Origin of the sequence: Krasilnikoviella flava (assembly GCF_900167525.1) — a bacterium.
Taxonomy (GTDB): Bacteria; Actinomycetota; Actinomycetes; order Actinomycetales; family Cellulomonadaceae; genus Isoptericola; species Isoptericola flavus.
In genome coordinates this window covers 80,816-93,992 of record NZ_FUZQ01000006.1, presented here as the reverse complement: position 1 = coordinate 93,992, position 13,177 = coordinate 80,816, and the positions used below count along the sequence as shown (strand labels likewise).

13 protein-coding genes are annotated in these 13,177 nt (G+C 71.8%); 3 read left to right on the top strand and 10 right to left on the bottom strand.

The window, feature by feature from the left end:
* Positions 1–27: 27 nt before the first annotated feature.
* Both B5Y66_RS16535 and B5Y66_RS16530 read right to left on the bottom strand, forming a co-directional pair.
* On the bottom strand, positions 28–972 hold the full coding sequence (locus B5Y66_RS16535) for a 5-dehydro-4-deoxyglucarate dehydratase (RefSeq protein ID WP_079575622.1): 945 nt from the start codon (positions 970–972) through the stop codon (positions 28–30).
* A 131-nt stretch (positions 973–1,103) separates the two neighbouring features.
* Positions 1,104–1,988 carry a LysR family transcriptional regulator gene (locus tag B5Y66_RS16530; RefSeq protein ID WP_079575621.1) on the bottom strand — a complete coding sequence of 295 codons (885 nt, stop codon included), beginning with the start codon at positions 1,986–1,988 and terminating at the stop codon, positions 1,104–1,106.
* A 114-nt stretch (positions 1,989–2,102) separates the two neighbouring features.
* Here B5Y66_RS16530 and B5Y66_RS16525 point away from each other — a divergent pair, with 114 nt between their 5' ends.
* On the top strand, positions 2,103–2,954 hold the full coding sequence (locus B5Y66_RS16525; protein ID WP_245807180.1) for an NAD-dependent epimerase/dehydratase family protein: 852 nt from the start codon (positions 2,103–2,105) through the stop codon (positions 2,952–2,954).
* A complete protein-coding gene (locus tag B5Y66_RS16520; RefSeq protein ID WP_079575620.1) occupies positions 2,951–4,078 on the top strand; it encodes a hypothetical protein in 1,128 nt (375 codons plus the stop codon). Before B5Y66_RS16525 ends, B5Y66_RS16520 begins: the two co-directional genes overlap by 4 nt.
* Before the next feature lie 65 nt (positions 4,079–4,143).
* Here the strand turns inward: B5Y66_RS16520 and B5Y66_RS16515 are convergent, their stop codons facing one another.
* The 6 genes from B5Y66_RS16515 to B5Y66_RS16490 all read right to left on the bottom strand — a co-directional run bounded on the left by B5Y66_RS16515 (position 4,144) and on the right by B5Y66_RS16490 (position 10,552).
* Positions 4,144–5,388, bottom strand: a complete 1,245-nt coding sequence (locus B5Y66_RS16515) for an enolase C-terminal domain-like protein (RefSeq protein ID WP_079575619.1) — start codon at positions 5,386–5,388, stop codon at positions 4,144–4,146.
* On the bottom strand, positions 5,385–6,251 hold the full coding sequence (locus tag B5Y66_RS16510; RefSeq protein WP_079575618.1) for a carbohydrate ABC transporter permease: 867 nt from the start codon (positions 6,249–6,251) through the stop codon (positions 5,385–5,387). Before B5Y66_RS16510 ends, B5Y66_RS16515 begins: the two co-directional genes overlap by 4 nt.
* Positions 6,248–7,093: a carbohydrate ABC transporter permease gene (locus B5Y66_RS16505; protein WP_245807179.1), complete on the bottom strand. Its 846-nt coding sequence runs from the start codon at positions 7,091–7,093 to the stop codon at positions 6,248–6,250. The genes B5Y66_RS16510 and B5Y66_RS16505 overlap by 4 nt, the downstream gene beginning before the upstream one ends.
* A gap of 92 nt (positions 7,094–7,185) precedes the next feature.
* Complete coding sequence (locus tag B5Y66_RS16500; protein WP_176168910.1) at positions 7,186–8,397, bottom strand: sugar ABC transporter substrate-binding protein; 1,212 nt, start codon at positions 8,395–8,397, stop codon at positions 7,186–7,188.
* 234 nt (positions 8,398–8,631) lie between these two features.
* On the bottom strand, positions 8,632–9,381 hold the full coding sequence (locus B5Y66_RS16495; RefSeq protein ID WP_079575616.1) for a FadR/GntR family transcriptional regulator: 750 nt from the start codon (positions 9,379–9,381) through the stop codon (positions 8,632–8,634).
* Between the two features lie 37 nt (positions 9,382–9,418).
* Entirely contained in the window at positions 9,419–10,552 is a 1,134-nt protein-coding gene (locus B5Y66_RS16490) for an L-talarate/galactarate dehydratase (protein WP_079575615.1), read from the bottom strand.
* 126 nt (positions 10,553–10,678) lie between these two features.
* Between B5Y66_RS16490 and B5Y66_RS16485 the strand changes: the two genes are divergently transcribed.
* On the top strand, positions 10,679–10,990 hold the full coding sequence (locus tag B5Y66_RS16485) for a DUF3467 domain-containing protein (protein WP_079575614.1): 312 nt from the start codon (positions 10,679–10,681) through the stop codon (positions 10,988–10,990).
* Positions 10,991–11,026: 36 nt separating this feature from the next.
* On the opposite strand, the gene B5Y66_RS16480 is transcribed toward B5Y66_RS16485, so the two are convergent.
* Together B5Y66_RS16480 and B5Y66_RS16475 are read right to left on the bottom strand one after the other, a co-directional pair.
* Positions 11,027–12,424, bottom strand: a complete 1,398-nt coding sequence (locus B5Y66_RS16480; RefSeq protein WP_079575613.1) for an FtsX-like permease family protein — start codon at positions 12,422–12,424, stop codon at positions 11,027–11,029.
* On the bottom strand, positions 12,421–13,146 hold the full coding sequence (locus B5Y66_RS16475; protein ID WP_079575612.1) for an ABC transporter ATP-binding protein: 726 nt from the start codon (positions 13,144–13,146) through the stop codon (positions 12,421–12,423). The genes B5Y66_RS16480 and B5Y66_RS16475 overlap by 4 nt, the downstream gene beginning before the upstream one ends.
* Positions 13,147–13,177 lie beyond the last annotated feature (31 nt).

The following is a 13,177-nucleotide window of genomic DNA, read 5'->3' as shown; positions in this document are numbered from 1 at the left end:
GGGTGCGCGGGTGGCGGGCGTCGGCGGTCAGCGGGCGAGGGTGGCGTCGGCCGGGCGGATGCCGGCGGCGTCGACGAGCGCGCGCAGGTCGTCGACGTCGCGGGCGGTGAGGTCCTGCAGCGGGGGGCGCACGCCGCCCAGGTCGCGGTCGACGGCCCGCAGGCCGCCCTTGACGATGGAGACGCCGTAGCCCTTGGCCCGGTCGCGGATGTCGAGGTAGGGCAGCACGAACCGCGTGAGCTTCTCGGTGACGGCGGCACCGTCGAGCTTCCGCACGTCCCGGTAGAACTCGAGCGCGAACTCGGGCACGAAGTTGTACATCGCCGAGGAGTAGGTGCTCATGCCGAGCTGCAGCAGCGGCAGCGCGAAGGTCTCCGCGGTGGGCAGCCCGCCGAGGTAGAAGAGGCGGTCGCCGTTCGTCGCGACCACGCGCGTGAGCTGCTCGATGTCTCCGAGGGCGTCCTTGAAGCCGATGAAGTTCGGGTGCCGGTCGGCGAGCCGGGCCACGGTCCGTGCGGAGTAGACGGCGTTGGCGCGGTTGTAGACGATGACGCCGACGCTCGTCGCGGCGCACACCGCGGAGGCGTGCTCGAGCAGTCCGTCCTGGTCGCAGTCGGTGAGGTACGGGGGCAGCAGCAGGACGCCCTCGGCCCCCGCCGCCTCGGCGGCCCGCGCGTTCTCGACGGCCTGAGCGGTGTTGCCGGAGGCGCTGCCGAGCACCGGGGTGGCGCCCTCCGCCGCCTCGACAGCCAGCGCCACCACCCGTGCGGACTCGGCCGGCGTGAGGCTGAATCCCTCGCCCGTGCCGCCGGCGGCGAAGAGCCCGCCGATCCCGAAGCTCGTCTGCCACGCGATGTGCTCCGCGTACCGGGCGTCGTCGACCTCGCCGTCCGCGGTGAACGGGGTGACCGGGAACGACAGCAGACCCTCCTTGAGGGTGGCGGCGAGCTCCGAGGGTGAGTACGTGGCCACGATGGCCCCTCCTGGTGACAGACGTCGGCGGTGACAGTTCGTCGGACAACTTAAGAAGGGTTCACGATGCCTGTCCAAGCCCGGAATGGCATCGGATCATGCTCGACGGGTATCGAGTCCCCGATGCGGGGTCAGTCGTGCACGGCCCGCAGGTGGCGCAGGAACTCGTGCAGCGCGGGGTTCTTGGAACCCCGGTCCCAGATGGCGTGCAGCTCGACGACGCCGTGCGGAACGTCCGCGAGCTCGACGAACGTCACGCCGGGCAGGCCGAGCAGCCGGGAGGACTCCGGCACAAACGCCACCCCGCGACCCGCGGCCACGAGGGAGCACATCGTGAGGATCTGGCTCACGACGTGCACCACGTTGACGTGCTCGACGTCGACGTACCGCACGACCATGTCGTAGAAGTACCGGGCCTTCGTGGGGTGGTGGCCGATGAGGGGTACATCGCGGAGGTCGGCGGTGCCGACGGGACGCCGGAGCCCGGCGAGCGGGTGCCCGTCGGGAACCACCAGCACGAGATCCTCGGACAGCAGGAGCCGGGACGCGAACGTCGCGTCGTCGAACGGCGGACGGCCGAGCGCCAGGTCCAGCTCTCCGCGCCTGATCGCCTCGATCTGCTCGACCGTGACGAGCTCCTGCAGGTCCAGGTCGACGTCGGGCATCAACTCGCCGACCTGCTGCACCAGGGGGCCTAGCAGGCTGAAGCCGGTAGCCGCCGTGAATCCCAGGCGCAGCACCCCCGCCCGGCCTGCGGCGATGCGCCGCGCCAGCGCCGGGGCGGCATCGGCCGCAGTGAGCAGCCGGCGCGCCTCCCCGAGGAACACCGCGCCCGCCGTCGTGAGCTCGACGTGCCGGTTGTCACGCTCGAGCAGGGCGACACCGACGGCGTGCTCGAGCTTCTGCACCTGGCGGCTCAGCGGGGGCTGGGTCATGCTCAGCCGCTCGGCCGCCCGGCCGAAGTGCAGCTCCTCCGCCACGGTGACGAAGCACCGAACCTGTTCGAGCGTGTACATGCGGCTCCCCACGATCCCTTGCTCGATGCTTTCCCTGGATCAGTCGATGCCCTTCGAGCCTTGGACAGGCATGGTACGCATCCCTAGAGTCGATCCTCGAGCGGCCTGCGGGGCGTGGGCGCCGCACAGGACCATCCGACGAGGAGCGCTGACATCACACCTGCCGACCGCCGGACGACGTCACGACCGCGGTACCTGATCACCGGCGGGGCGGGCGCCGCGGCCCGAGGGATCCGACCGCTGCTGCGCGATCGAGGGGTAGACCTCGTCCTCCTCGACGTGGTCCCGAGCGACCCGCAACCGGGGGAGACCGCGGTCCAGGCCGACCTGACCGACGCCGACGCGGTGCGGCGCGCGGTCTGTGGCGTGGACATGGTGGTTCACCTCGGTGGCTTCAGCCGTGAACGCCCGTGGTCCGACGTCGCGCGTGCCAACGTGGAGGGCACTCGGACGCTGCTGCAGGCAATGGTCGACGAGCGGGTACGGAACGGCCTGATCGCGAGCTCGACGCACGTGGTGGGATTCTGGCCGGTTCCCGACGAGCCGGTCGAGACCCTCCCGCCACGCCCGGACTCCCTCTACGGCGTGAGCAAGGTCGCGATGGAGGCCATGGCCTCGGCGTACGCCGACCGGCACGATCTGGTACTGACGGTGGCCCGCATCGGCACCGTCGAACCGCTCCCCACCTCGCCGCGGTCGTTGGCGACCTGGCTCTCGTTGCCCGACCTCGTGCGCCTGATCGAAGCCGCGGCCGTGCACGCCGCCCCGGGGGCTCACCCTGTGTGGGCCGTCTCGCACAACACCCGACGCTGGTTCTCCCTCGCGCCGGGACGGGCCGTCGGCTACGAGCCGCAGGACGACGCGGAGCGGTACGCCGACGCGTTCCCCGACCCGGGCGACGTCGGCAACGGGCTGATCGGCGGTGCCTTCGCCGACGGCGAGCGTCCGCTCGGCGTGGCCTGGTGACCGCGACGTTCTGCACGTACCCGTGGGACCTCCTCGACGATCCCCGGGCCACCGGTCGTGTTCGCGAGGCCGGCGCCGACGGCGTGGCGATCGCGGCCGCCTACCACTCGGTGCGTGCCGCCACCCCGCTCCACCCGCGCCGTGCTGTCGTCGACGCCGGCGCTGCCTACTACCTGCCGCTCGACGACGAGGTCTGGTCGGGCTCGACGTTGCGGCCGCGCACCGATGCCCCGTGGGTCGGTCCCGGAGCCTTCCTGCGCGCCGCCCGGGCCGCGCGCGAGGCGGGACTCCGGGTCGAGGCGTGGCTGGTGCTCACGCACAGCACCCCCGTTGGTAACCGCGCACGCGAGCTCACTGTGCAGAACGTCCTCGGCGAGCGGTACCCGTACGCGCTCTGCCCGGCGGCACCCGACGTCCGCGACTACGCACGGCGGCTCGTCGCCGGCGTCGTGCGGTCCTTCGACGTCGACGGGCTGATGCTGGAAGCCCTGGGTCCGTTGGGTGTCAGCCACCTCGGCCGGCACGAGAAGACCCAGGGCGCCGACTGGACCCCCGTGGCGGAGAATTTGCTGTCGATCTGCTTCTGCGACGCCTGTCAAGGGCTCCTGGCCGACCACGACGTCGACGTGCCGCGTCTGCGGCTCGAGGTCCGGGCCGGGCTGGCGGCCGAGCAGGCCGGCCACCACGGCGCCACCGAGGACCACGTCAGCCGGTCCGTCGCGGTTCTCGCCGCCCGGGCGGAGGCCCGGTCTGGTCTCGCGTCCGCCGTGAAGGACGCGTGCGACCAGGTCCCGCGCGTCGTCGTCCATGCCCAACCCGACCTCTGGGCGACCGGCCCCTTCACCGCGCTGGACGACGCGGTCACGGCGTTCGACGGGGTCGTCCTGCCCGGTCATCTGGTGACGGACGATCTCGGCACGGTCGGCGCGGTGCGGGATCGGCTGCCCGGCAGACGCGTTGGCGGGTACCTCTCGGCCATGCCGCCGGCCACGCCCGACTCGATCCGGCGCGCATGGCCGGCAGGCCTCGCCCGCGTGGACGACGCCTACGTCTACCACCTCGGCCTGCTGTCGGAGGCGCGGCTCGAGGCGGCGGCCTCGGCACTGCTGACCCGGCGCGACTGACCCGGCACGGCGAAGGCCCCGCCCGGAGATGACGGCCGGGCGGGGCCTTCGCGCACGACGACCCGTCAGTACCGCGGGCGCGCGTCCGTGAACGTCGGGTCCCACCGGCGCATGTAGCCCCCGTCGTCGCGCGTGCGGTGCCCGGACTCGACGTACCGCTCGTGGAGCTCGGCCACCCGGTCCAGGTTGACCTCGACGCCCAGTCCCGGGCCGGTCGGCACCGTGACCGCACCGTCCACGATCTCGATCCCACCTTCGGTGACCACGTCGTCCGCACGGTTCCAGGGGAAGTGGGTGTCGCAGGCGTGGCTGAGGTTGGGGATCGCCGCCGCGACGTGGGTCATCGCCGCGAGGGAGATGCCCAGGTGGGAGTTGGAGTGCATCGACACCCCGATGTCCATCGCCTCGCAGATGGCGGCGAGCTCCTTGGTACGGCGTAGCCCGCCCCAGTAGTGGTGGTCGCTGAGCAGCACCTGCACGGCGTCCGCCCGGACGGCGGGTCGCAGGTGGGCCGTCTCCACCACGCACATGTTCGTCGCGAGGGGCACCCCGGTCTCCGCGTGGATCCTGCTCATCCCGTCGATGCCCAGCACCGGGTCCTCGAGATACTCGAGCAGGCCGTCGGTCCGGTGTGCCACCTCGAGCGCGGTCTGGTGCGTCCACGCCCCGTTGGGGTCGATGCGCAGCGGCATGCCGGGGAACGCCTCCGCGAGCGCACGCAGCGACTCCACCTCGATGTCGGGGTGCAGCGCACCCGCCTTGAGCTTGAACGACCGGAACCCGTAGCGGTCGACGAGCAGCTTCGCCTGCGCGACGATCCCGTCCGGGTCCATCGCCTCGCCCCATTCGTCCGGCTCGCCGTCCAGGTGCCCGGCCCACTTGAAGAAGAGGTAGGCGCTGTAGTCGACGCGGTCCCGGAGCGCACCGCCGAGCAGCTCGCTCACGGGCCGCTCGAGCAGCTTTCCCTGGGCGTCGAGGGCCGCGACCTCGATCGGCGCGAACGTCACCAGCCGCGCCTGTGCTCCGAGGTCCGGGCGCAGCCGGCGCAGGACCGTGTCGACGGCGGCCTCGATCCGCGACGTCGCGAACACGTCGAGGCCGAGCACGGCCTCGCACAGGGCGGGAACGACGTCCGCCGGCAGCGCGTCCCCGCGGCCCTCTCCCCAGGCCACGACGTCGCCGGCCTGCAGCCGGACGAGGGTGCGCAGAGCCAGCGGCTCGTGCACGCCCGCAGCATTGAGCAGGGGCGGGTCGGAGAACGCGAGCGGGTAGACCTGCAGGTCGGTGATACGGCTGTCGATGATCGTCATCCCTTGATCGCCCCCGAGGAGATACCGCGCATGAAGGAACGCTGGAACCCGAGGAAGGCGAGGATCGACGGCAGCATGGCCAGCGTCGCGGCGACCAGCACGATGCCGATGCCCACTTCCGGGTCGGCCCGCAGGCTGCGCAACGCCAGCGGGAGCGTGTAGTTCTCCGGGTCGGAAGCGACCAGCAGCGGCAGCATGTACTGGTCCCAGATCATGGTGAAGCCGAACACCCCGATGACCCCCAGGGCAGGTGTCACCGCCGGGAGCACCACCGACCAGAACACCCGGAACTCGCCCGCCCCGTCGAGACGGGCCGCCTCTTCGAGCTCGCGCGGAACCTCCTTCATGAACTCGACCATCACGATGATCCCGAATCCCCAGGCGACGAGCGGCACGATCATCCCCGGAAGCGAGTCCGTGATGTTGAGGTGCAGCAGCGGGAGGTCCGACAGGACGATGGTGAGCGGGATCGCCAGGATCTCCTCGGGCAGCATCATCGTCGCCATGATCAGGAGGAGAACGATCCCCGCGCCACGGAACTTCTTGCGGGCCAACGAGTAGGCCGCGAGCACCGACACCGCCATCTGGAGCAGGAGCCCGATCCCGACGACGATCAGGGAGTTGGCGAGGTACCGCAGCACGTTGCGGTCCAGCGCAGCTCTCCAGTTCTCGAGCGTGAGGTCGGTCGGGAACAGCGAGAGGTGCGACGGGTCGTGCGACCCGGAGAACGCGCCGACCAGCAGAGCGACCAGCGGGCCGGCGAAGAGCAGGACGACGACGGCACAGGCGAGCGCCGTGAGCGCCCTGAGCCAGACCGGGTTCTGCGACCCGAGCCCGAGCGCGGTGTCGAGGTTGCGGTTCATGCGTTCCTCCTCTTCGAGCCGACCCGCACGGCGAGCGTCAGGACGATCGTCGCCACGAGCAGGACGACCGAGCCCGCGGCGGCCACGCCGAGCTCGTTGCGCGCGAACCCGAGCTGGTACACGAGCGTCATCAGCACCTCGCTCGAGCCGTTCGGCCCGCCGTTGGTCAACAGGAACACCTCCGTGAAGATCCGCATGGCGCGGATGGCAGCCAGGGTCAGAAGGATCACCATGACGGGCCGCAGAGCGGGGAGCGTCACGTACCGCACTCGACGCACCCACCCGGCCCCGTCGAGCGACGACGCCTCGTAGAGCGAGCGATCGACGCTGACCAGACCGGCGATGATGATGATCATGTTGTAGGGGGCGTCCCGCCAGATCCCGACGAGGATCACCGAGAGCAGCGACGAGTCCGGCGAGTTGATCCACTGGGACGGCTCCATGAGGAAGACGCCGATGATCTGGTTGGCGATCCCGTCCTCGGTCGGGTAGTAGATGATGCGCCACAGCTCGGCGATCACCGCGACCGGCACCACGACGGGTAGGAACGCCGCGGAGCGGACGAACCACAGCCGGCGTGCCTGACCCTCGAGCAGGAGAGCGAGCGCGAACCCGAGCACAAGGGCCCCGGTGATCTGGAAGACGGCGATGACCGCGGTGTGCCACAGGGCCGCGACGAACTCGTCGGTCGCGAACAGGTCCCTGTAGTTCGCCGTGCCCACCCACGAGTTGCCCAGGTAGGGCTGGACGTCCTGGAAGCTCATCACGACGGCCTGACCCATCGGGATGAACTTGAAGTACAGGAAGAGCACGAGCGCCGGGGCGAGGAAGAGCCAGGGCACCCAGACTTTTCCCTCGCGACGTGACGTCCGCCGACGGGTCGGCGGTGACGCCGGCCGCGTCGCGGGCGGGGTCTCCGGTCGGGTCAGGACGGTCACGGGGCAAGCACCTCCTGGTGGGCGAGCTCGGCCGTGAAGACGTCGTCGAGCTTCTCCATCTCGGATCGGACGTCGAGCGAGCAGTCGCTGATGAGCGCGTTGAGGGTCTTGGCGGACTCGTTGAGGAACGGGTTCCAGTTGGGGACGGCGGGCACGTAGCGGCCGTTTTCGTCGAAGAGCTTCTGGAACAGGTTCCAGTCCGGATCGTCACGTGTGTCGGCCATGTCGACCGTCGAGTTGACGGGCAGCCGGACGATGTTGCCGTCCCTGTCGCCGGCCATGCCGATCTCCTGTCCCTGGGCGGAGATCATGAACTCGGCGAACTCTTCCTGCGCGGTCTCGTTCGCCGAGCCGGCCATCAGGTACGCGTTGTTGCCCTCCGCGAGTGTCACGAGCCCTGCGGGACCCGGTGGCGGGGTGAGCACCTCGAGGTCGCTCCCCAATGCCTCCTTGAGGGACGCCAGCTCGTACGGAGCCACGAGGAACGACCCTGCGCCGCCGGACTTGAAGAGGTCCTTGGTGGTCCCCGAGTCATAGCTGCTGGCCCCCGGCTGCAGCACGTCGGCCTTGCACGAGAGGTCGCGGATCCACGTGGCCGCGCGCACGGACTCGTCGGTCGCGACCGCGGAGCGGTAGCCGTCCGGCGTCTCCTCGAAGTACTCGCCGCCGCCCGACCAGAAGTAGGTCGAGGTGCTCCAGGACATGTACCCGCGCTGGGTGGTGCCCGGCAGGGCGAGACCTGCCACCTTCTCGCCCGTCCCGGTGGGATCGCCGTCGGCGTATGCCTTCCACATCGACACGAGCGAGTCCCAGTCCTCGGGTACGTCAAGACCGAGGTTCTGCCGCCAGTCCTTGCGGTTGAAGAGCGCCACCGTGTGGGCGGTCACCGGGACGCCGTAGTAGTCGCCGTCGTAGGCGCGGGCGCCGTCCCAGGCACGCTCGTTGACGTCGTCAGCACCCTCGATGGCATCCCGATCGATCTGGCGCAGGAGGCCCTGGGTCTGCATGTTGCCGAGCTGAGCCGTGTCGTTGATGACGACGTCGGGCAGGTTGCGCTGAACCGCACGCTGCTGCAGCTTGACCTCGAACTCGTCCGAGATCGAGGTCATGGTCGCGGGAATGCCGGTCGCCTTCGTGAATGCCGCGACGAGCTCCTGGCCGATCTTGTCCGAGGGGCCCCCGGGTGACTTGCGCTGCCAGATCTCCAAGGTCTGCTTGTCGGTTGGTGCCTGCTCGACCTCCACGGCCGCACTCGCGCCTGAGCACGCAGAGAGCGCCAGAACGGCCGCGGCGCCTACGAAGGCGGCGAATCGTCTCACCATGATCTCCGTCGTTCATGAGTTTGGGAACCAGCCCCGTACCGGGGCGAGCGTCCGTCAGCCTAGGGAGACCGGTGATACCTGTCTAAAACCGGTTCGGCATCGATTGATTCAGAAGATGCATCACCTGAGGGAGTGGCCGGACCCGTTCTCACGCCTCGCGCCGGTCTCGTCGAGGAGCCGGCGTCGCGAACCGGCGAGGTGCACGCGCATCGCCGCCGCGGCGGCGAGCGGGTCCTGCGCCGTCAGGGCTTCGAGGAGTGCGCGGTGCTCGTGGACGACGGTGGCGAAGCGTGACGGGGCGGTCACACCGTCCGCCGCTCCGCCGGCCGAGCCTCCGCCGGGCCGGTCCAGCCGGCCGCGCGGCATCGCGATCATCTGCGGGCCGAGCCGGTCCAGGGCCTCCAGCAGGTACCGGTTCCGGGCCGCCTCGGCGACGAGCCGGTGGAAGGCGAAGTCGTGCTGCATCGCCGTCGCCGGGTGTCCGTGCGCGGCGTCGAGGTCCCGCAGCCGGGCCGCCAGCGCGTCGAGGTGGGCGTCCGAGCGGCGCTCCGCGGCGAGGGCGGCCGCCTGTGTCTCGACGCCCAGCCGGAAGTCGACGAGGCCGAGCCGGTCCTCGAGCGAGCGCGCGACCGGCACGGCGTCGTCGGGCCCGGCGGGCGGCGCCAGCGCATAGCTGCCGCTGCCGCGCCGGGTGTGGACCAGGCCCTCGAGGTTGAGACGGGCGATCGCCTCGCGCACGACCGTGCGGCTGACCTGGTGCTCGGCGGCCAGCGCGGTCTCGCTGGGCAGCTTCTCGCCGGGGGCGATGTCGCCGTCGACGATCCGCGCCCGCAGCGCGGCGACCAGGGCGCCGCTCAGGGTCGGGGGCATGGGCCCATGCTTCCACCCGCCGGCCCCCGGCCCGGGCTCACCGCGCCCCGACCAGCACGCTGTCCGTGGTCCAGGCCCGCGCCTGCTCGGTGAGCGTCACGCCGAGCCCGGGGCGTTCCGGCACGAGCATCCGGCCGTCCTTCGTCTCCAGCCGCTCCTCGAACAGGGGGTCGAGCCAGTCGAAGTGCTCCACCCACGGCTCGCGGGGGTAGGTGGCGGCCAGGTGCAGGTGGATCTCCATCGCGAAGTGCGGCGCGAGGTCCAGCCCTGCCTGGTCGGCCAGGGTGAGCAGGCGCAGGAACTGCGTGATGCCGCCGACGCGCGGGGCGTCGGGCTGGATGATGTCGCACGCCCGGGCGGCGATGAGCCGCTCGTGCTCGGCCACCGAGGCGAGCATCTCCCCGGTGGCGATCGGCGTGTCCAGCGCGGCGGCGAGGGCGGCGTGGCCCTCGGCGTCGTAGGCGTCCAGCGGCTCCTCGATCCACACGAGGTCGTAGGGCTCGAGGCGGCGGCCCATGCGCAGCGCCGTGGTGCGGTCCCACTGCTGGTTGGCGTCGACCATGAGCGGCACGTCGGGGCCGAGGTGCTCACGCACCGCCTCGACGCGGGCCAGGTCGGTGCGGGTGTCCGGCAGGCCGACCTTGATCTTGATGCCGCCGATGCCCTCGGCGAGGGAACGCGACGCGCGGTCCTTCACCTCGTCGATGCTCGCGTGCAGGAACCCGCCGGAGGTGTTGTAGGTGCGCACCGAGTCGCGGTGCGCACCGAGCAGCTTGGCCAGCGGCAGGCCCGCGCGCTTCGCCTTGAGGTCGTAGAGCGCGATGTCGATCGCGGCGAGGGCCTGCGTGGCGACGCCGGAGCGGCCGACGGACGCCCCGGCCCAGAGCAGCTTCGTGTACAGCTTGGCGATGTCGCTGGGGTCCTCGCCGATCGCCGCTCCGGCGACCTCCTTCGCGTGCGCGTACTGCGCCGGGCCGCCCGCGCGCTTGGAGTACGAGAAGCCGAGGCCCGCGTGCCCCTGCTCGGTGGTGATCTCGGCGACGAGGAAGACCACCTCCGTCATGGGCTTCTGTCGCCCGGTGAACACCTTGGCGTCGGAGATGGCGGTGGCCAGCGGCAGCGTGAGCGTCGAGAGCTGCACGGACCGGATGGCGTCGGGCTGGTAGGGCATGGCGCTCCTTCGCGTCGTCCTGCGGAGAAGGTGAGCATACAAGTCGTGAAGTTGTCTGACTAGTAGCTGACGGGCGTCGTCGGACAGGGACGGCGCCGCGCCCCCCGACGGTGCGAGAGTGGGCACATGGCGAGCAACGAGGTGAAGTTCAAGATCGACGTCCCCACCGAGCTGGAGGGAGGGGTCCCGGCGGACTTCGCGTCGTTGTGGCACACGTCGACGTCGTTCGTCATCGACTTCGTCGCGGCCACGAAGCCGCCCCAGCCGGTGACCGACCCCGACACGGGGGCGGTCACCGGCCGGGTGGTGCCGGGACGGGTGGTCTCGCGGGTGCGGATCCCGCCGCAGCAGGTGTTCGAGCTGGCGCGGGCGCTCACCCAGCAGCTCGACGCCTGGGAGCGCGAGACCGGTCAGAAGACCGAAGGCTCTGCCGGTTGAGCCCCCGCCGGCGCTCGACAGGCTCGATCGGCGCTCTCAGAGCGCCCGCTCGGGCCGGGCGAGGATGCCCGGCACGAGGCGGGCGCTGAGCGCTGCGGCGCCGCGCACGGCGAGGAAGCCCAGCGCGAAGACGGCCAGCGCGGTCACGATCGCGACGGGCTGGATGAAGATCGCCATCCCGACGAGCGGGAAGAGCAGCACGGCCGCGCACAGCGCCGAGCCGCCCGCCACCATCCACAGCGCCGACATCACCGCGCGCCGGGAGGCCTCGGCCATCACGGCGCGCGGCACGCCGAGCCGGTCGAGCGAGACGTGCACCGCGGCCCGGTCGAGGGTCGAGGCGGCCTGGTTGATGCCCACCGAGCAGGCGACCATGAGGAACGACACCGCGACGGTGACCAGGACGCCGGTGGAGATGTCCTGCATGAGCCACCGTTCGTCCGGGTCCATACCCTCGGTCGAGGTCATGTCCGCCATGGCCAGGCCGACAGCGCCGAAGACGCCGACGAAGCTCGTCATCGCCACGCCGCTCACCTGCCGCCACGCGACCTTCGGGTCCTCGAGCACCATCCGGGCGGCGAGCAGCCTCGGCACCGTCTGAGCCTTGCGCGCCTGCCGGCGGGCGCGCACCCGCACGAACCAGGGCCCGAGGGCGTCCAGGGCGAGCAGCATGCCGCCGAAGATCGCCGCGAGCGTGCCGACGATCGCGACGATGCCGCCCATCTCCCCGAGGACGCCCAGCACCTGCATGAGCCCCAGCCCGACGACGAGCACGCCGACGGCGATCACGACGCGCACCCAGTGCGCGGTGCCCGGGCGCTGGCGGGTCCGCACGCCCAGCGGCGTCACGACCACGGCGCGCAGCCCGACGACGGCGCTCGCCGCGGCCAGCAGCGCGACCCCGAGGACGGCGAGCGGCAGCCACCACCACGGCACCCACATCTGCGCGCCCAGCGCCTCGCCGCGGAAGTGCAGCAGCCCTACGAGCGGCGCGAGCACCGCGTAGAGCACGACGCCGAGGACGGCGCCGAGCAGCGCCGTCACGGCCGCCTCGAGGACGGTGAGGGCGGTGATCGTGCCGGTCGTCGCGCCGAGCAGGCGCAGGGATGCCAGCCGCTCGTCGCGCCGGCGGGCGGCGAGCCGCGCCGCCGACGCCCCGACGGTGGCGAGCGGCACGAGGAGCAGCACCACCGCGATGACGGCGAGGGTCGCGTAGGTGGAGGCGAGCTCGTCGTCCCACTGGAAGAAGGCCTGAGCCCCGCCCAGGACGACGAGCAGCAGCGCGGTGACCACGCCGAACGCAGCCACCGGCAGGGCGGTCGCCAGGCGGTCGCCGTCGCGCCGGCGCGCGAACAGGGGCGCCAGGTGCACGGCGGTGGCCAGCGCTCCGGCGGGGCGCGACCCGGCCACGGTGGCCGGCACGGTGATGCTCATCGCGACACCTCGGCGGCGCTCGCGGCGGCCGCGGGGGCCGCCGTGTCGGAGACGACGCGCCCGTCGCGCAGCACGACGGTACGGGCGCAGCGGCGCGCGACGTCGGCGTCGTGCGTGACGACGACCAGCGTGCGGCCCTGCTGGGTGGCGGCGAGCAGGAGGTCCAGCACCTCGACGGAGGTGGCGGAATCCAGTGCCCCGGTGGGCTCGTCCGCGAAGATCAGCCGGGCGCCGGTGACCTGCGCGCGGGCGATCGCGACGCGCTGCGCCTGGCCGCCGGACAGCTCGCCGAGCCGGCGCTGCTCCAGCCCGGCCAGGCCCAGGTGCTGCAGCCACTGCGCGGCCTCGGCCTCGGCCTGGCCGCGCGGCACCCCCGCGAGCATCCGGGCCACGGCCACGTTCTCCAGCGCGGTCAGCTCGTCGAGCAGCAGGCCCTGCTGGAACACGAAGCCGAGCTCCTCGCGCCGCAGCCGCGAGCGCTCCCCGTCGTCGAGCGACTCCACCCGCACCGGGCCCTGCACCGACGCGAAGGACACCAAGCCGGCGGTGGGCCGCAGGATGCCCGCGAGGCAGTGCAGCAGCGTCGTCTTGCCGGAGCCGGAGGCCCCCATGATCGCCACCGACTCGCCCGCGCCGATGTCGAGGTCCACGGCGTCCAGGGCGGGCGTGACCCCGCCGGGGTACTGCATCGTCAGTCCACGCGCGCTCAGCAGAGGTGTCATGACACCACCGTGCCGGTGCGGCCATGCGCCC